This window comes from Limimaricola hongkongensis DSM 17492, from assembly GCF_000600975.2.
Lineage (GTDB): Bacteria > Pseudomonadota > Alphaproteobacteria > Rhodobacterales > Rhodobacteraceae > Limimaricola > Limimaricola hongkongensis.
In genome coordinates, this window is record NZ_KK088653.1 from 148,733 (window position 1) to 166,053 (window position 17,321).

Genomic DNA, 17,321 nt, shown 5'->3' on the forward strand with positions numbered 1-17,321 from the left:
AAACGAAAACGGCCGCCCCGAAGGGCGGCCGCGGGATCGCGAGGACGAAGCTTACTGCGCGGCGGGCGCGGTTTCGGTCTCCATTTCGGTTTCCATACCGGTCTCCATGCCGGCCTCCGGCTCGGTTTCCATCGCCTCCTCGGGCGCCTGGTATTCCGGCAGCGCCTTCAGCTCGTCTTCGGTGGCGCTGATGTAGACGCGGATATCGGCGCCGGTCTCGTCGGTGAGGATCTGCAGATCCTCGAAGTTCACGGCGACCTTCTTCTCGCCGATGCCGAGAAAGCCGCCGACGCCGATCACGGCCTGCTGCACCTGGCCGTCTTCGCCGGCCACAAGATCTTCGATCTCGCCGACATTGCCGTCATCGGCGCCGTAGACCGTGGCGCCGGTCAGCTCGTCGACGCCGAGATCGGCGGCGTTGGTCGTGGTGTAGCCCTCGCGCTCGACCATGCCGGTCATCGCGCCGCCGTCACCGGCCATTTCGGTGTCGGCCTCGGCTTCGACCATTTCACCCTCGGCCATGTCACCTTCGACCATTTCGGCCTCGCCTTCGGCCATTTCGGTCTCGGCCATTCCGGCATCGGCCTCGGCCATTTCGGTCTCGACCTCGGTGGTCGTGGTCTCGCCCGCGGCGGGGACGGTGACGGTGTCGGTTCCGGTGGCGTCGGACAGGCCGGTGTCCTCGACCATGCCCGGCTCGGCGGCTTCGCCATCGGTCATCGCGAGACCGTCGGCGCTGGCGCGCTCGAAGGCCGGGGCGGATTCGAGCGCCTCCTGGCTCGAATTGATGACAAGGAAGCGTTCGCCGTTCGCGTCGTCATAGGTGCGAACCTGATCCATCGTGAGGGCGACGTCCTTTTCGCCGATCCCGAGGAAGCCGCCGACACCGACGATCACGGCCTGCACCGTGCCATCCTCGGAGAGGATGATGTCGTTGATTTCGCCGATGTCGTCCCATTCCTGCTCGGCGAAATCGATCGGATCGCCGTTCTGTCCCAGCTCCTGTTCGGAAGAGTGGACACGCATGCCCAGCATGTTGGTCGCGAAGAAGTCGTCGGCCGTGACCTCGTAGGCCCCCATGCCCATGCTGTGCGATTCGGCGTAAGCGCCCGTGCCCATCACGAGAGCCGTCGCCGCGGTGGTGAGAAGTCGTTTCATCGTCCAGAACCTTTCGTCCTTGATCGGGCGCGGACGCCGCTGCCCCGCAGGGCGTCATCCCGATATCTGACGGTGGAACACGCATCTCGACGCCGGGTTGCATGGCTGGATCGAATTATTTTCGCCCCCTTCGGCATGGGCCGATTCCGGCGCAGGCCAGCCCGGAAAACCGGCCGTTTTCAGCCGATCAGGCCTCTGGATCGAAGACGGCGGGCCCTTCGTCGAGCCGCTCGAAAGCCTGCCCGGCGGCCAGCATGCAGCTTTGGCCATCGGCGCGGGTGACGAGCAGGGTCCAGCTGCCGGTATCGGTCGAGGCGAACACCTCGATCACCTGGTTGGCGCCATCAAGCGCGATCGCTTGGCGGCTTTCGCCGTAGCGGTCGGCGAGCTGCGCCACGATCCTGTCATGCGCGCCGCAGCGTGGCGCGGCCAGGGCAGGCAGGGCGAACACGCAAAGCGGCAGGGCGCGCAGCATCATCCGGGTCGGGGTCATGGCGGTCTCCTCGGGAACGGATCGGCACGAGGCCTGCACCACAGCCTGCCCGACCCGAGCGAAGATGCCGTTAACGATGCCACCGTTGCGCCGCGCCGTGTCGCGCGGCAGTCTCTCGGGGCCATTTGCACAAGGTCCCGCCATGCCGTTCCGCTCCGTCCTCTACGTGCCCGCCTCCAACGCCCGCGCCCTGCAAAAGGCGCGCGGCCTGCCTTGCGACGCGATGATCCTCGATCTCGAGGACGCGGTGGCACCTGCCGCCAAGCCCGAAGCCCGCGCGGCGCTGCGCGCGCACCTTTCGGCGGATGCGCCGGACGGGCGGCCACGGCTGGTGCGGATCAACGCGCTGTCGACGCCGTGGGGCGCGGAGGATCTCGCCGCGCTTTCGGGCACGGCGCCCGAGGGGATACTCGTGCCCAAGGTCTCTGCGCCCGGCGATCTCGACGCGGTGGCGGCGCAGAGCGACCTTCCGCTCTGGGCGATGATCGAAACCGCGCGCGGCGTGATCGAAGCGCCCGCGATCTGCGCGCATCCCGCGCTCGCCGGGATCGTCATGGGCACCAACGATCTCGCCCGCGAGCTGGGCGCGCGGTCCCGGCCCGACCGGCTGCCGCTCATGTCGGCGTTGCAGGGCGCGCTCATGGCGGCGCGCATGGCGGGCATCACGGCGATCGACGGCGTGTGCAACGCGCTGGACGATCCCGACCGGCTGGCCGCCGAATGCGCGCAGGGGCGCGACCTCGGCTTCGACGGCAAGAGCCTGATCCACCCGGCGCAGATCGCGGCGGCCAACGCGGCCTTTGCGCCGGGCGCCGACGAGATCGATCTCGCCCGGCGGCGGATCGCGGCGCATGAGGCGGTGCTCGCCGCGGGGCAGGGGGTCGCGGTGGTCGATGGCGAGATCGTGGAATCCTTGCATGTCGAGGCGGCGCGGGCGACGCTCGCCTTCGCACGGGACATCGAAGGGGAGGCGGGCGCATGATCCAGCTGGTTCTGGGGCTCGGGTTGTGGAGCGCGGCGCATGGGCTGCCGCGGCTTGCCCCCGGCCTGCATGACCGTCTCGGCAAGGCGGCGCGCCCGGTGGTGGCGGTGCTGGTGCTGGCGGGGCTGTGGCTGATGATCCGCGGCTATGGCGCGGCGAGCGCCGCGCCGCGCTTTGCGCCCGCGCCATGGGCCTATCCGCTCAATTACCTGATGGTGCTGGCGGCGGTCTATCTCTACGCCGCCTCGGGGGTGAAGACCCGCGCCGCGCAATGGCTGCGCCATCCGCAGCTTCTGGCGGTGACGCTCTGGGCCGGGGCGCATCTTCTGGTCAATGCGCAATGGGCGGCGCTGGTGCTGTTCGGCGGGCTGGGGCTCTGGGCGGTGGCCGAGATGGCGCTGCTCAATGCCCGCGCGCCCATGCCCGTGGCAGGACCGCCCGTCACGCCGGGGCGCGAGCTGCGCGCCGTGATCGGCGCGGTGGTGGTTTTCATCGTGATCGCGCTGGTGCATGGCTGGGTCGGACCAAACCCGTTCGGAGCCCTGTGATGAAAATCTACCGCCTGCTGACCGCCGATGACACTTCGGCCTTCTGCCACAAGGTGACGGAAGCGCTCTCCAAGGGGTGGGAGCTCTATGGCGACCCGACCTATGCCTATGACGCCGCCAACGGCGTGATGCGCTGCGGTCAGGCCGTGACCAAGGAGGCGGATGTCGACTATTCCGCCGATCTCAAGCTCGGACAGCTTTAAGCAGAGGACCGATTGCCGCAGCGGCTGGGCGCGGGCGGCGCGGTCGCTATATGCCGGTCATGCCGCTGCATGCCCATGCCCCGCCCCCGCGATGCGCCGTGATCACACTTTCCCGAGCTGTGATCACGGGGCGCGGATTCCTGCCCTCTGCGGCGAAATTTCCACGCATTCCGGTATCGCGGCGGGTGACAGCCCGCGCAAAATCGCTAGGGATAAGCCAGCCGGGGCCGCGGCAGCGCAGGCCCGCACGCCAGATAAGGACGACGCCATGGCCGATGTGAACCGGGGCAACCGCCCGCTCTCGCCCCATATCACGATCTACCGACCGCAGATCACCTCGATGACCTCGATCCTGACCCGGATCACCGGCAACGCGATGATCGTCGCCGCCGCGCTGATCGTCTGGTGGTTCGCCGCCGCCGCCGCCGGGCCCGAAAGCTTCGCGACGGCCGACGGGGTCCTGCGCAGCTGGTTCGGCGACCTGGTGCTGTTCTTCTCGGTGCTGGGGCTGTGGTACCACACGCTGGCCGGGATCCGGCACCTGATCTGGGACGAGGGCAAGATGCTGGAGATCGACAAGGCCGAGCTTCTGGGCCAGATCATCCTGATCGTGTCGGTCCTGCTGACCATCTTCACCGCCGTCGTTCTCTGAAGGGGTATTCCATGGCTTACCTGACCGACCGCAAGCGCGCCCACGGCCTTGGCTCCTCGCATTCCGGCACCCGCCGGCACTGGCGGATGAGCATGTCGTCGATCGCGCTGGCGATCCTGATCCCGCTGTTCGTCTTCACCTTCGGCGCGGTGCTCGGCGGCACCTATGAAGAGGTGGTGATCTATTACCAGCGCCCGATTCCCGCCGCGATCGCCGTGCTGACCTTCATCGTCGGCTTCTGGCACTTCCGCACCGGCGCGCAGGTGATGATCGAGGATTACAGCCAGGGCTTCACCCGCCGCGCGCTGATCGTCGGCGTGACCTGTCTTTCCTATGCCCTGGCCGCGATCGGCGTTCTCGCCCTGATCCGCCTCGCCCTCTGATCGGAGATCCTCAATGGCAGCCTACGAATACGAGACCCATGAATACGACGTCGTCGTGGTCGGCGCCGGCGGCGCGGGCCTGCGCGCCACGCTCGGCATGGCCGAGCAGGGGCTGAAGACCGCCTGCATCTCCAAGGTCTTCCCGACCCGCAGCCACACCGTCGCGGCGCAGGGCGGCATCGCCGCCTCGCTTGGCAACATGGGCCCCGACAGCTGGCAGTGGCACATGTATGACACGGTGAAGGGCTCCGACTGGCTCGGCGACACCGATGCCATGGAATACCTCGCCCGCGAGGCCCCCAAGGCGGTCTACGAGCTCGAACATTACGGCGTGCCCTTCTCGCGCACCGAGGAAGGCAAGATCTACCAGCGCCCCTTTGGCGGCCACACCACCGAATACGGCGAAGGCGCCCCGGTGCAGCGCACCTGCGCCGCCGCCGACCGCACCGGCCACGCGATCCTGCACACGCTCTACGGCCAGTCGCTCAAGCAGAAGGCCGAGTTCTACATCGAGTACTTCGCCATCGACCTGCTGATGGATGACGACGGCACCTGCCGCGGCGTGCTGGCGTGGAAGCTCGACGACGGCACCATGCATGTCTTCGCCGCCAAGACCGTGGTTCTGGCGACCGGCGGCTATGGCCGGGCCTATTTCTCGGCCACCTCGGCGCATACCTGCACCGGCGATGGCGGCGGCATGGTGGCGCGCGCGGGCCTGCCGCTGCAGGACATGGAGTTCGTGCAGTTCCACCCGACCGGCATCTACGGCGCGGGCTGCCTGATCACCGAAGGCGCGCGCGGCGAGGGCGGCTATCTCACCAACTCCGAGGGCGAGCGCTTCATGGAGCGCTATGCGCCGACCTACAAGGATCTCGCCTCGCGCGACGTGGTCTCGCGCTGCATGACCATGGAGATCCGCGAAGGCCGCGGCGTCGGCAAGGATGGCGACCACATCCACCTGCACCTCAACCACCTGCCGCCCGAGACCCTGGCCGAGCGCCTGCCCGGCATCTCGGAAAGCGCGCGGATCTTCGCGGGCGTGGACCTGACGAAAGAGCCGATCCCGGTGCTGCCGACCGTGCATTACAACATGGGCGGCATCCCCACGAACTACTGGGGCGAGGTGCTCAACCCGACGCAGGAGAGCCCCGACGCGGTGACGCCGGGCCTGATGGCGGTGGGCGAGGCGGGCTGCGCCAGCGTGCATGGCGCCAACCGTCTCGGCTCCAACTCGCTGATCGACCTCGTGGTGTTCGGCCGCGCCGCCGCGATCCGCGCGCGGCAGGTCGTCGATCCCGAAACGGCGGTGAAGGCCCCGGCCAAGGCGGCGATCGAAAAGGCGTTCGATCGTTTCGACACGCTGCGCCACGCCAAGGGCGGCACCCCCACCGCCGAGCTGCGCATCGAGATGCAGCGCAACATGCAGGCCGACGCGGCGGTGTTCCGCACCGACAAGACGCTCGCCGAGGGCATGGAGAAGATGCAGGCAACGGCGGCGAAGATGTCCGACATCCACGTCACCGACCGCAGCCTCGTGTGGAACTCCGACCTGATGGAGACGCTGGAGCTGGACAACCTGATGCCCAACGCGCTGGCCACCATCACCGCCGCCGAGGCGCGCAAGGAAAGCCGCGGCGCCCATGCGCATGAGGACCACCCCGATCGCGACGACGAGAACTGGCGCAAGCACTCCCTCGCCTGGATCGAGGGCAACACAGCGCGGCTCGCCTACCGGCCCGTGCATCTCGACCCGCTCACCAAGGAAGACGAGGGCGGCATCGAGATGAAGAAGATCGCGCCGAAGGCGCGGGTCTACTGATGCGCGCGGCGCTCCTGCTCGTGCTGCCCGTGCTGGCGGGGGCCTGCGCGCAGGCTCCGCTCTCGCCGCTCGACGCGGCGCGGGTCTGCGAGCAGCGGGCGCGCGCGGCGCAGGCGCCGACCGGCGCCGTCAGCGTCGGGGCCAGCTCGCGCAGCGGGCTGTCCACCGGCGTCTCGATCGGCGTCACCGGCGATTACCTGCGCGGCCGCGATCCCTATGCCGTCTACGAGGACTGCGTGCAGGCGCGCAGCGGCCAGCCGCCCATTCGTCCGCCGAGGCTGCGGTGAACGCGGCGGTCCAGACCGATCCGGCGGCATGGCACGACGCGGGCGACGCCCCGCGCCGGCGCCATGTCCACCTGATCGACACGGCCTGCGCCTCGGACAATCTCGGCGACGAGATCATCATGGAGCGCTGCCGGGCCGAGGTCGCGCCGCTGTTGCGCGACGCCTATGTCACGACCTCGTCGGGGCATGACGGGCTCGGGCCTTCGGGCCGCCGGGCCGCCGCCGCCGCCGATCTCGTGCTGATGCTCGGCACCAACGCGCTGTCGGCGCGGTTCCGGCTCGGCTCGGACTACATGTGGCGGATCATGCCGCGCGATCTGGCGGCGCTGCGCGGCAAGGTCGTGCTGGTGGGCGTCGGCGGCAACCGCGATTTCGACCGGGTGCACCCGCTGCAGCGCCGCCTGCTGCGCCACATCCTGTCGGCCGATCACGTCCATTCGGTGCGCGACCACGTGGCGCTGCGGCTGCTGGAGGAGATCGGGCGCAAGGGCGTCATGACGTCCTGCCCGACCCTGTGGTCGGTGCCGCGCGAGATGGCGGTCGCGCCGCAGGCCCGCCGCGCCGTGATGACGCTGACGCGTCATCTGGCGCATGACAGCGACGCCGCCCTGCTGGCCGGGCTGCGCGAGGTCTATGACGAGGTCTGGTTCTGGCCGCAGCAGCCGCGCGATCTTTCGCATCTGCGCGACCTGCCGGGGCATGACGGCGTGCGCGTCCTGCCGCCCAATCTCGCGGCTTATGACGCGTTGCTCGCCGCCGGACCGATCGACGTGGTCGGCACCCGGCTGCACGGCACGATCCGCGGCCTGCATCACGGTCGCCGCGCGCTGGTGGTCGAGGTCGACCACCGGGCGCGCGAGATCGCCGGTCATTCGGGGCTCGCCTCGATCCGGCGCGACGAGATCGCGGCGGGCACGCTGCCCGACCGCCTGCGCGGGGGCTGGCGGCAGCGCCTGACCCTGCCCGACGACGCCATCACGGCCTTCTTCGGCCAATTCGACCCAGCGCGGAGCCCGAGCCGACAGGCCGCGACCGCTCCGCTTTCCCATTCCGACGAGAGGTGACCCATGGTCCAACTGACGCTTCCCAAGAACAGCCGGATCACCCATGGCAAGACCTGGCCCAAGCCCGAGGGGGCCACGAACCTGAAGAAGGTCCAGATCTATCGCTGGAACCCCGATGACGGGAAGAACCCGCGCGTCGACACCTATTTCGTCGATCTCGACAGCTGCGGGCCGATGATTCTCGACGCGCTGATCAAGATCAAGTCCGAGATCGACCCGACCCTGACCTTCCGCCGCTCCTGCCGCGAAGGGATCTGCGGCTCCTGCGCGATGAACATCGACGGCATCAACACGCTGGCCTGCACCTATGGCCTCGATGAGGTGCAGGGCGACATCAAGATCTACCCGCTGCCGCACATGCCGGTGGTCAAGGACCTGATCCCCGATCTCACGCATTTCTACGCCCAGCACGCCAGCATCAAGCCGTGGCTGGAGACCGAGACCAACACCCCGGCCAAGGAATGGCGCCAGTCGATCGAGGACCGCAAGAAGCTCGACGGTCTCTATGAATGCATCATGTGCGCGTCCTGCTCGACCGCCTGCCCGTCCTACTGGTGGAACGGCGACCGTTACCTTGGGCCGGCGGCGCTGCTGCACGCCTATCGCTGGATCGTCGACAGCCGCGACGAGGCGACGGGCGAGCGGCTCGACGATCTCGAGGACGAGTTCAAGCTCTACCGCTGCCACACCATCATGAACTGCGCCAAGACCTGCCCCAAGGGGCTCAACCCGGCCAAGGCGATCCAGTCGATCAAGCACATGATGGTCGAGCGGGCCGTCTGATGCGCGCGCCGTCCGACGCCGATGCGCGCCGGGCGGCTCCCCCGGTTCTCGTCTACCCGGACGGGAGCCTCGCCCCGCCGCCGATGGATCTCTATGCCCGCGCGGCGGCCATGGCGGAACCGGTCGCCGAGGCGATCGTGCCGCCGCGCGACGCCGCCGCGATCGAGGTGCCCGCGGGGTCGATCCTGCGGCTCGGCTGCCCCGAGGGGCCGCAGGTCGGCGACCTGAACATCTTTGCGAAGCACGACCTCACCGAGCGGTTCTATTCCGGCAAGACCCGCGCGCTGCACGGCACGCATGTGACCACCGGTGACCGGCTCTGGTCCGCGTTCCCGCATCTGCGCCCGATGGCGACGGTCATCGCCGACAGCCTGGGCTGGTACGGCATCGATGCCGATGGCGCCTCGGTGCATGACGTGATCGGCACGCGCTGCGATCCCTACACGCACCATCTGCTGTCGGGCGAAGATTACGACCGCTGTTGCCATTCCAACCTGACGCGGGCGCTGGCGGCGCATGAGGGGCTGCCGCTGGCCGAGGCGGAACGCCATGTCCACGATGTGCTCAACGTCTTCATGTGCACCGGCTTCAGCCGAGACACGGGCCGCTATTTCATGAAGGCGAGCCCGGTGCGGGCCGGGGATCACCTCGACCTTTTCGCCGAGATCGACCTCCTGGCGGTGATGAGCGCCTGTCCGGGCGGCGATTGCGGGGCGGAGCATTCGAGCGACCGCGCCGCCTGCCACCCGCTGTCGATGACCGTCCTGCGCCCCGAGCCGGGCGCGCTGGAGGGGTGGGTGCCCCCGGCCCGCAACGGCTATGCCGGCGGGCATGGGGGCTGACGCTCAGGCGAAGGCCGCCTCGAGCGCGATCTCGACCATGTCGCCAAAGCTCTGCTCTCGCTCGATCGCGGGCAGGTCCTCGCCGGTGATCAGGTGGTCCGAGACGGTCAGCACTGCGAGCGCGCGGCAATCATGGCGCGCCGCGAGCGTGTACAGCTCCGCCGCCTCCATCTCCACGGCGAGAATGCCGTGCCGCACCATCTGCTCGTGCAGGTCGGGACGTTCGTTGTAGAACGTGTCGGACGAATAGATCCCGCCGACATGCACCGGCGTCTTGCGCGCCATGGCGGCGTCATGCGCCGCGCGCAATAGGCCGTAATCGGCATGCGGCGCGTAATGGATTTCGCGCAGCATCGCGCGCGACGGATTGCCGACGCTCGACGCGGTCATTGCGAGAATCACGTCGCGTACATTGACGTTTTCCTGCATCGCGCCGGCAGAGCCGATGCGGATCAACGTGCGTGCGCCGTAATCGCGGATCAACTCGTTGGCATAGATCGACAGGGACGGCATTCCCATGCCCGATCCCTGGATCGTGACCGGGTTGCCGCGCCATGTGCCGGTAAATCCGAACATGCCGCGCACCTCGTTGATGCAGCGCGGCGCATCGAGGAATTTCTCGGCGGCCCATTTCGCGCGCAGCGGGTCGCCCGGCATCAGGACGGTCTGGGCGATATCGCCCGGTTTCGCGCCGATATGCGTGCTCATCGCGTTTCGCCTTTCGCGGGAATAAACGCCGGGCCATTCGGCCCGGCATTGCAGATTCAGATCTCGAAATCCGAAAGCGGACGCCCGGCGGCCTCTGCCTCGTTGATCCAGCCCGGTTTTCTGCCCCGGCCCGACCAGGTCTGGGTCGGATCCTCGGGGTTGCGGTATTTCGGCGGATTCTTGGCCTTGTTCTTCTTGCCCTTTGCCGAGGCATCGGCCAGTTCGGCCAGCGAATAGCCATGTTCGGCCGCAGCGCGTTCGGCGGCATCGAGCGCGGCTTTGCGCTCGCGCTGCGAAACGGTCGACAACGCTTCTTCGATATCCTTCTTGAGCTTTTCAAGCTCCTTGCGGGACATTTCGTGCAGGTTCTGGGTCATGATCTCTCGTCCTTTGAAACATCGATGTGTTTCACATCATCATTGCTCATTGTAATCAATAACGAAAAGACACGAGATGTCTAAAAGGCCAAGTTGAAGCTATTGCGACGCTTTTCTTTGCAGAGATACGAGTGACGCAACATCATCCAAGAAATCGTGAACGAGAATGTCGCCTGTATTTCGCAAGGTCATCCGTTCCCGCAATTGCCGTTCGAACTTCGGTGCGATTTCGAAATCGGCAAGGCCAAGCGCCGGAACCGTGCCGAAACCCGCCTGATCGAGCACGTTCAGAGTGTCGAGCGCCATCTCCGCCGATTGCCGGGAGACGAGACAGAAACACAGCGCGTGCGGACGATCATGCAGGACCGCATCGGCGATCCGGTTGGGCAGGGCGCGAGGGCCGGGGTCGCGCAGCTCGACGCCGCAGGCCCGCGCCGCGCCCAGGAGCGGCAGCGCCGGGGCAAGGCGCGCATCGAGACCGGGCTGCGCCACCAGCAGGGTGATCGGCCGCGCGAACCCGCGGGCGGCTTGCGCCAGCCGATCCCGGACCGCCATCAGCTCCGCGCTTTCGGGCTGGAGGCAGGTGGCGGTCTTGACCCCGAACAGGCCGCGCGGTTCGGCGGCGGGCAGGGCGGCGGCCATCGCGGCGGCCCATTCGCCGGTGGTCACCCCGGCCTTGGCGCAGGCCACCGAGGGGCCCATGACATTGATGCCCCGCTTGGCCGCCTCGCGCAGCGCGAGCAGCGATTTCTGCACCGCGTTGCCGTCCCGCTCGCGCCGCCAACGGGCAAGTTCCGCCATCCGGGCGGCGGCCCGCGCCGGGTCGGTGGCGCGCGACCGGGAGCGCGCCGGCACGGGGCCCTGCGCGTCCGCCGCCTCGATCCGCTCCAGCGCCGCCCGCAGCGTGGCTGCGCAGGGCGCGGGTTCGTCGCATGCCGCGGTCGCCTTCTTTCGCGGCGTGGCGGGGCGGTAGGCCACGAGATCGTCGCGGCGGGCAAAGCCCGGGCCGTGGCGTTCCTCGAGCAGCTGGCGCCACAGGGCCGCGAGCGTCGATCCCGCGGCGCGGTGCCGGGCCGTGTCGCCGGGCAGGAGAAATTCGATTCCTTGCGCCGCGGCGCGCAGATGCGGGATCTTGTCGCGCCGCGCCGTCGCGGCGAGCAGGGCCAGGGCCGAACGCAGCGCCATGGCCATGGCCATGGCGGTCGTCAGATCGCCCGTGGCCGCGACCTGCAGGCGCGCGCCGCACAGGCCGGGAAACACCCGGCCCGACCATGACAGCGCGTCCGCCGCCAGATCGACCGCCGCGCCGGTCGACCAGGCGGGCGCCGCCGCGCCAAAGGCGCTGGCGATCGGATCGTTGCAGAGCGCGCCGCGCAGCTCGGGCGTGGGCACGCCCCGCCGCTCGGCCAGCGCCGCCAGCATCGCCAGCATCCATGGCCCCGTCGCGTCGGAATCGATCTCGATCTCGCGCGCCTCTTCGGGCAGCAGCGCCGCGAGATCCCCGAGATGCGAAATCGCCGGGCCCGACCCCTCCACCAGCCCGCGCGCGAGCGGGTGGTCGGCATCGACGCCGGCGCGGGTGGGCAGGTCGGGCCGCAGTCTGACCGGCACGGCGTCGTCGCGCCGGATCGGCATGGGGCGGGGATCGGTCATGGCAAGCGTCCGGTTGGCGGGGGCGGGGCCGGAGCCGCAAGCCCGGAACAAGACCGGGCCCGCCGTCGGCGCCACGCCATGGAAATTGGCCCGCATTCTGCGGAGCTTCATGATGGGCGCTCCGGCATGAGGCGTCCAGCCCGCTCGGCGGGAATCCTCCCGGCCGGGCGATCGGGCCACGGTCCGGCCTGTTTCGGTCGACCCCGATCCCGCGCCCTTGTCGCGCCCCGCCCTGCGCGGGCCGGGCGTGATCGAAACGCATCGCCCCTTGGCCCGAACAGCGCCCCGACCGGCGCCCGCTGCGCTGCATGCTACCGCCGGGCGCCGTATTGCGGCAGGGTCGACCCATGTTCAGATCCGTCGAGATTCCGCTGTGGCTTCTGGTGTTGATCCTGCTGTTCGCGGCGGTCACCTTCGCGTCGCATTTCCTGTTTCCCTCGGTGCGCTGGTTCTTTCGCAAGCGCATGGAGCGGGCGGTGGCCCGGCTCAACACGCGGCTGACCCGCCCGATCGAGCCGTTCAAGCTGGCCCGGCGCCACGACATGATCCAGCGGCTGATCTATGATCCGGCGGTGGCGCAGGCGATCGTCGCCCATGCGCAGGAGCATGGCGTGCCCGAGAACGTCGCCTTCGAACAGGCCCGCGATTACGCGCGCGAAATCGTGCCCTCATTCTCGGCCACGGCCTATTTCACCTTCGGCACGCGGGCGGCGAAATGGCTCAGCCGGGCATTCTACCGGATTCGGCTCGGGGCGTTCGACCGCGATGCGCTCGACGCGATCGACCCGGATGCGGCGGTGGTCTTCGTGATGAACCACCGCTCCAACATGGATTACGTTCTGGTCACATGGCTCGCGGCGCGCACCTCGGCGCTGTCCTACGCGGTGGGCGAATGGGCGCGGGTCTGGCCGTTGGCGCCGTTGATCCGGGCGATGGGGGCGTTCTTCATCCGCAGGCGCGACCGCGGCGGGCTCTATCGCCGGGTGCTGCAACGCTATGTGCAGATGGCGACGGCGGGCGGCGTGACGCAGGCGATCTTTCCCGAAGGCGGGCTCAGCCTGACGGGGCGGATGGCGGCGCCCAAGACCGGGCTGCTGGGCCATATCGTCGAGGATTTCGGCAGCCATGGCCGCGACGTCATCTTCGTGCCGGTGGCGCTCAACTACGACCGGGTGCTCGAGGACCGGGTGCTGATCGAGGCGGGGGCGGCGGGCAACCGGCGGTTCCGGGTGCCGCCCTCGCGGCTTGCCGGGGCGGTCTGGGGGCATCTGTGGCAGCGCGCGCGCGGCCGGTTTCGCGGTTTCGGCACGGCGTCGGTCGGGTTCGGGCGGCCGCTGTCGCTCGCCGAGTTCCTGGACGGCGAGGCGCCGGGACCGGCGGCGACGGCGCGGGTGTCGCGCGAGATGAAGGCGCGGATCGAGGCGGTGATGCCGGTGCTGCCGGTGCCGCTGGTGGCGGGCATCCTGCTCGACGTCTCACCATTGCCGCCCGAGCGGATCGAGATCCGGGTCGCGGCGCTTCTGGGGATGCTGCATGCGCGCGGCGTGGCGCTGCCGCGGCGTGACGCGGCGCGGATCACCAGCGACGCGCTGGAGATCCTGTTGCAGCGCGGGCTGGTGCGCAGGCAGGACGGGGGGCTGGTCCCGGCGCCGGATGCCGGGCCGGTGCTGCGCTACTACGCGGATTCGGTGGCGCATCATTTCGCGCCGACGCGGCTTGCCGCGCCGCAGGAGACGCTCAGCCCTCCGCCGCCGGTGCGCTGAGCTCGAACGGGGCGGCGGGCACGACGAGATCGTCGGTGTTCAGGCTGTCCGACGGCTTGGCCAGCATCGAGCGCACCACCCAGCGCAGCTCGCGCTCGGCGCGGGTGATCGCGACATAGGCCAGCCGCTTCCACAGCGGTTGCCCGGCCTCGACCTTGCCCATGCGCGCCGCGATCTCGATATCGGGGGCAAAGACCTGCACCGTGTCCCATTGCGAGCCTTGGGCCTTGTGGATCGTGACGGCGGCGCCATGCAGGAAGGTCGCGCCCATGCGCGCGGCATAGGGGATGAAGGGCTCGGCGTCGCCTTCCTGTTCGATCCGCACGATCGAGGCCGCCGAAAGCTGCGGTTCGGGCGCGCCCATCACGTGCAGCCGCGAAAAGCCCGGCTTGCGGCCCGGGCCCATATAGACCACCTGCGCGCCCTTGATCAGGCCGCGCGCCTCCAGGTCGAGCCGCTTCTTGCGGTGTTTCAGCGGCAGCTCCAGCCCGTCGCAGATCAGCGGCTCGCCCGGCAGCAGGTCACCATCGGGCGCGCCGTAGGCGGCGCGAAACGCGTGGATCAGCCGGATCCGCGTGGCGTTGCGCCAGACCAGAACGGGGGAGCGCGCCATCAGCTCGGCCTCGACCCGGCGGGCCATGACGACGCGCTCGTCGCGCGCGGCGGCCTCCTGCACCAGCCGTTCGAAGGCGTAGAAATCGACCTGCGGATCGGCCAGCGCATGGGCGAGATCGAGGATCGGGTTGTCCGCGTCCTGCCGGTGGATGCGGTGCAGCACGTGCTTGTCGGCCTCCTCCATCCGGTCGAACACCATCCCGCCCGAGGATTGGACGGGCGGGAGCTGCGCCGGATCGCCGAACAGCACCAGTGTCGGGAAGATCTCCTTGAGATCCTCGACCTGCTTTTCGTCGAGCATCGAGGATTCGTCGATGAAGCCGATATCGAGCGGCTCTTCGCGGCGCTTCCAGCCGGTGATGAAATCCGACCCCCTGAGCCCGGCGGCGGCCAATGCGGCGGGCACCGATCCATGCGTGGCAAAGGCCGCGGCGGCGCGCGCCAGCGCCTCTTCGGACAGGCCCTCGATATTGGGCCGGTCGCCTTGCCCGGCCAGCCATTCGGCGACCTTTTCGAATTCGGGGTCGTAGACCGGGGTATAGAGAATACGGTGGATCGTGGTCGCGGGCACGCCGCGATTGCGCAGCACGCTCGCCGCCTTGTTGGTGGGGGCGAGAATCGCCAGCGTGCGCCGGTCCTTCTTCTTGCGGCCCTCCCAATCGCCGGAAACGATGTCGACCCCGGCCTCCTTGAGCTTTCGCGTCAGCTCGGCGAGCAGCAGCGTCTTGCCGGAGCCGGCCTTGCCGATGACGGCGATGGCACGGCGCGCATCCGAGGCGGGCGCGCTCAGAAGCTCGTCGTCAAGATCGATGCCGGTGAGCCGCAAAAGCTGGGTCACGGCATCCCAGGCTTCGGCCTGGTCGGAGGAGAACGTCACGGCGGGAAGTGTCATGCCGCGACCCTATCCTCGCACCGCGGCAGGGGCCAGAGGCGGCGCCGCGCCTATTCGGCGCGGGCGGGCGGCGGCATCGGCGGCAGGGGCCGCTCGCCGCGGTCGGCGCGCGGCGCGGCGGCCAGCTCCTGCGTCGCCTGACCGGCGGCCTCCGACAGCCGAAGGGCGAGCTTGGGCAGCCCGTTGCGCCGGGCATAGGTTTCGAGATCGGTCAACACGTCGAACATCCAGCGATGAGACATCAGCGCTCCTCTTGGTCCGCGACCGCGCACCCCCTCGGGCAGGCTAGCACGCGGACGCCGCCCCGCGGGAGCCTCGGAATAGTCGGGATTTTAACGGTCTCAGCGCCGCCAGCCCGCAAAGGCCACCGAGGCACCCCAGCCCGCCGCGATCGCGATCGCCAGCGACATCAGCCCGTACAGCGCCGCGCGCTCCTGCGCGAAGTTGTACAGCCAGCGCTCGATCCCGACCTTCTGCACGCCGATCACGGTTTCGTAGCTGTCGACCACCGCGCCGCCGCGGGTGAGCAGGATCCGCGTGGTATAGTTGCCCTCGACCAGATTGGCCGGCAGCGACAGCGCGGTGCGAAACAGCGTCTCCTGTTCGAGATCGACCGCGCCCTCCTGCAGCCGGTAGACACCGGCCTCCTCGCGGATCCGCACCAGCGCCGAGACATAGGTGCCGGCGCCGGGGATGAGATTGCCGACGGCGCGGATCGCGCGCGGGGTGGAGACACCGTGGCGCAGATCCTCGGTGGCGCTCAGCACCTCGTTCATCGGGGCGGTTGTGGCGACGGCGTAGAAGGACGGGGCCGCGTCCACCTCGAAGGCGTCGGTGTTGATCCAGATCCCGGCGCGGCGCTCCTTGCGGCGCACGATGGCCGGGGCGTGCGGGCCCGACACGGTGACGATGACCTGCAGCGGCCCGGCCTCGGCGGGGGGCGGGGCCTCGCGGCGCACCGCGCCGAAGATCAGGATGTCCGAGCCGTCGAAGGTCGCGGTGATCGCCACCTCGTCGCGGCTCAGACCCAGCACGATTTCCTCGGCGCGGGCGGGCAGCGCGAGCGCCAGGAGAACGAGCGCGAGGCGGATCATGCCGGGGCCCCGGCTTCGATCTCGTAAAGCTCGGACGGCTCCAGCACGAGGCCGAGCGCCAGCTGTCCGCAGACCGCCAGCACCAGAAGGGCCAGCAGGATGCGCAGCTGCTCGGCCTTCATCCGCGCGCCGATCCGCGTGCCCAGCTGCGCGCCGATCACCCCGCCCGCGATCAGCAAAAGCGCCAGCGCGATGTCGACGGTCTGGTTGGTCACCGCGTGCAGCATGGTGGTGAAGGCGGTGACGAAGATGATCTGGAACAGAGAGGTGCCGATCACCACCTTGGTCGGCATGCCCAGAAGGTAGATCATCGCCGGCACCATGACGAAACCGCCGCCCACCCCCATGATCGCCGCCAGCACCCCGACCGACAGCCCGACCAGAAGCGGCGGGATGGCCGAGATGTACAGCCCCGAGACCCGGAACTTCATCTTCAGCGGCAGCGCGTGGACCCAGTAATGCTTGCGCCGCTTGGGCCGGGCGCCGGGGCGGCGCGATTTGACCAGCGCGTTCACGCTTTCGACGAACATCATCGCGCCGACCGTGCCGAGAAACACGACGTAGCTCAGCTCGACCAGCAGATCGACCTGCCCGCGCGCCTTGAGCCAGTTGAACAGCACGATGCCGAGGCCCGAGCCGACGAGACCGCCCGCCAGCAGCACCGCCCCCATCGCCATGTCGACCGTGCGCCGCCGCAGATGGCCGAGCAGGGCGGAAAAGGAGGAGGCGACGATCTGGTTGGTCGATGTGGCCACGGCCACGGCGGGCGGAATACCCGCAAGGAACAAAAGCGGCGTGATGAGAAAGCCGCCGCCGACGCCGAACATGCCCGACAGCACGCCGACCAGCCCGCCAAGGCCGAGGATCAGGAAGATATTGACCGAAACCTCGGCGATGGGGAGGTAGAGCTGCATTCGAGGCCCCTTGCGCGTCGACCTGATTAACGCAGCCCGCGCGGGGTTTTCCAAGCCCCCCGCACGGAAGAATGCCGCGATGCGGCGCGCT

The 17,321-nt window shown here is 69.1% G+C and carries 20 protein-coding genes; 11 read left to right on the top strand and 9 right to left on the bottom strand.

Annotated elements, in window-relative coordinates:
• Positions 1 to 51: 51 nt before the first annotated feature.
• Together LOKHON_RS11235 and LOKHON_RS11240 are read right to left on the bottom strand one after the other, a co-directional pair.
• Positions 52 to 1,158 (bottom strand): PRC-barrel domain-containing protein, encoded by a 1,107-nt coding sequence (locus LOKHON_RS11235; RefSeq protein ID WP_017929241.1) that lies wholly within the window; start codon positions 1,156 to 1,158, stop codon positions 52 to 54.
• A 187-nt stretch (positions 1,159 to 1,345) separates the two neighbouring features.
• Positions 1,346 to 1,651, bottom strand: a complete 306-nt coding sequence (locus LOKHON_RS11240) for a hypothetical protein (protein WP_017929242.1) — start codon at positions 1,649 to 1,651, stop codon at positions 1,346 to 1,348.
• A 142-nt stretch (positions 1,652 to 1,793) separates the two neighbouring features.
• Here LOKHON_RS11240 and LOKHON_RS11245 point away from each other — a divergent pair, with 142 nt between their 5' ends.
• The 10 genes from LOKHON_RS11245 (at position 1,794) to LOKHON_RS11290 (ending at position 9,214) form a co-directional block, all read left to right on the top strand.
• Positions 1,794 to 2,633, top strand: a complete 840-nt coding sequence (locus LOKHON_RS11245) for an HpcH/HpaI aldolase/citrate lyase family protein (RefSeq protein WP_017929243.1) — start codon at positions 1,794 to 1,796, stop codon at positions 2,631 to 2,633.
• Positions 2,630 to 3,181: an NnrU family protein gene (locus LOKHON_RS11250; RefSeq protein WP_017929244.1), complete on the top strand. Its 552-nt coding sequence runs from the start codon at positions 2,630 to 2,632 to the stop codon at positions 3,179 to 3,181. The genes LOKHON_RS11245 and LOKHON_RS11250 overlap by 4 nt, the downstream gene beginning before the upstream one ends.
• On the top strand, positions 3,181 to 3,384 hold the full coding sequence (locus tag LOKHON_RS11255) for a DUF1737 domain-containing protein (protein WP_017929245.1): 204 nt from the start codon (positions 3,181 to 3,183) through the stop codon (positions 3,382 to 3,384). The genes LOKHON_RS11250 and LOKHON_RS11255 overlap by 1 nt, the downstream gene beginning before the upstream one ends.
• A 268-nt stretch (positions 3,385 to 3,652) precedes the next feature.
• Complete coding sequence (gene sdhC, locus LOKHON_RS11260) at positions 3,653 to 4,036, top strand: succinate dehydrogenase, cytochrome b556 subunit (protein ID WP_017929246.1); 384 nt, start codon at positions 3,653 to 3,655, stop codon at positions 4,034 to 4,036.
• 11 nt (positions 4,037 to 4,047) lie between these two features.
• Positions 4,048 to 4,419: a succinate dehydrogenase, hydrophobic membrane anchor protein gene (gene sdhD, locus LOKHON_RS11265; RefSeq protein WP_017929247.1), complete on the top strand. Its 372-nt coding sequence runs from the start codon at positions 4,048 to 4,050 to the stop codon at positions 4,417 to 4,419.
• 13 nt (positions 4,420 to 4,432) lie between these two features.
• Complete coding sequence (gene sdhA, locus LOKHON_RS11270; protein WP_017929248.1) at positions 4,433 to 6,238, top strand: succinate dehydrogenase flavoprotein subunit; 1,806 nt, start codon at positions 4,433 to 4,435, stop codon at positions 6,236 to 6,238.
• On the top strand, positions 6,238 to 6,525 hold the full coding sequence (locus tag LOKHON_RS11275) for a hypothetical protein (RefSeq protein WP_017929249.1): 288 nt from the start codon (positions 6,238 to 6,240) through the stop codon (positions 6,523 to 6,525). Before sdhA ends, LOKHON_RS11275 begins: the two co-directional genes overlap by 1 nt.
• On the top strand, positions 6,522 to 7,589 hold the full coding sequence (locus LOKHON_RS11280) for a polysaccharide pyruvyl transferase family protein (protein WP_017929250.1): 1,068 nt from the start codon (positions 6,522 to 6,524) through the stop codon (positions 7,587 to 7,589). The genes LOKHON_RS11275 and LOKHON_RS11280 overlap by 4 nt, the downstream gene beginning before the upstream one ends.
• 3 nt (positions 7,590 to 7,592) lie before the next feature.
• A complete protein-coding gene (locus LOKHON_RS11285; protein ID WP_017929251.1) occupies positions 7,593 to 8,372 on the top strand; it encodes a succinate dehydrogenase iron-sulfur subunit in 780 nt (259 codons plus the stop codon).
• Positions 8,372 to 9,214, top strand: coding sequence for an urea carboxylase-associated family protein (locus tag LOKHON_RS11290; RefSeq protein WP_017929252.1), 843 nt, complete (start codon positions 8,372 to 8,374; stop codon positions 9,212 to 9,214). The genes LOKHON_RS11285 and LOKHON_RS11290 overlap by 1 nt, the downstream gene beginning before the upstream one ends.
• A 3-nt stretch (positions 9,215 to 9,217) precedes the next feature.
• On the opposite strand, the gene deoD is transcribed toward LOKHON_RS11290, so the two are convergent.
• The 3 genes from deoD to LOKHON_RS11305 form a co-directional block, all read right to left on the bottom strand.
• The gene (deoD, locus tag LOKHON_RS11295) at positions 9,218 to 9,922 is read right to left on the bottom strand and encodes a purine-nucleoside phosphorylase (protein WP_017929253.1); all 705 of its coding nucleotides are present in this window, start codon (positions 9,920 to 9,922) and stop codon (positions 9,218 to 9,220) included.
• Between the two features lie 56 nt (positions 9,923 to 9,978).
• Entirely contained in the window at positions 9,979 to 10,299 is a 321-nt protein-coding gene (locus tag LOKHON_RS11300; protein WP_017929254.1) for an H-NS histone family protein, read from the bottom strand.
• A gap of 99 nt (positions 10,300 to 10,398) precedes the next feature.
• A complete protein-coding gene (locus tag LOKHON_RS11305) occupies positions 10,399 to 11,952 on the bottom strand; it encodes a methylmalonyl-CoA mutase family protein (RefSeq protein WP_026147562.1) in 1,554 nt (517 codons plus the stop codon).
• Positions 11,953 to 12,299: 347 nt separating this feature from the next.
• On the opposite strand from LOKHON_RS11305, the gene LOKHON_RS11310 reads away from it, so the two are divergent.
• Positions 12,300 to 13,715, top strand: a complete 1,416-nt coding sequence (locus tag LOKHON_RS11310; RefSeq protein WP_017929256.1) for a 1-acyl-sn-glycerol-3-phosphate acyltransferase — start codon at positions 12,300 to 12,302, stop codon at positions 13,713 to 13,715.
• Here the strand turns inward: LOKHON_RS11310 and LOKHON_RS11315 are convergent.
• The 4 genes from LOKHON_RS11315 to LOKHON_RS11330 form a co-directional block, all read right to left on the bottom strand.
• Positions 13,690 to 15,222: an ATP-dependent DNA helicase gene (locus LOKHON_RS11315; protein ID WP_017929257.1), complete on the bottom strand. Its 1,533-nt coding sequence runs from the start codon at positions 15,220 to 15,222 to the stop codon at positions 13,690 to 13,692. The genes LOKHON_RS11310 and LOKHON_RS11315 overlap by 26 nt on opposite strands.
• Before the next feature lie 50 nt (positions 15,223 to 15,272).
• Complete coding sequence (locus LOKHON_RS11320) at positions 15,273 to 15,464, bottom strand: hypothetical protein (protein ID WP_017929258.1); 192 nt, start codon at positions 15,462 to 15,464, stop codon at positions 15,273 to 15,275.
• A gap of 99 nt (positions 15,465 to 15,563) precedes the next feature.
• Complete coding sequence (locus LOKHON_RS11325; RefSeq protein WP_017929259.1) at positions 15,564 to 16,316, bottom strand: TIGR02186 family protein; 753 nt, start codon at positions 16,314 to 16,316, stop codon at positions 15,564 to 15,566.
• Entirely contained in the window at positions 16,313 to 17,230 is a 918-nt protein-coding gene (locus tag LOKHON_RS11330) for a sulfite exporter TauE/SafE family protein (RefSeq protein WP_017929260.1), read from the bottom strand. Before LOKHON_RS11330 ends, LOKHON_RS11325 begins: the two co-directional genes overlap by 4 nt.
• Between the last annotated feature and the right edge of the window lie 91 nt (positions 17,231 to 17,321).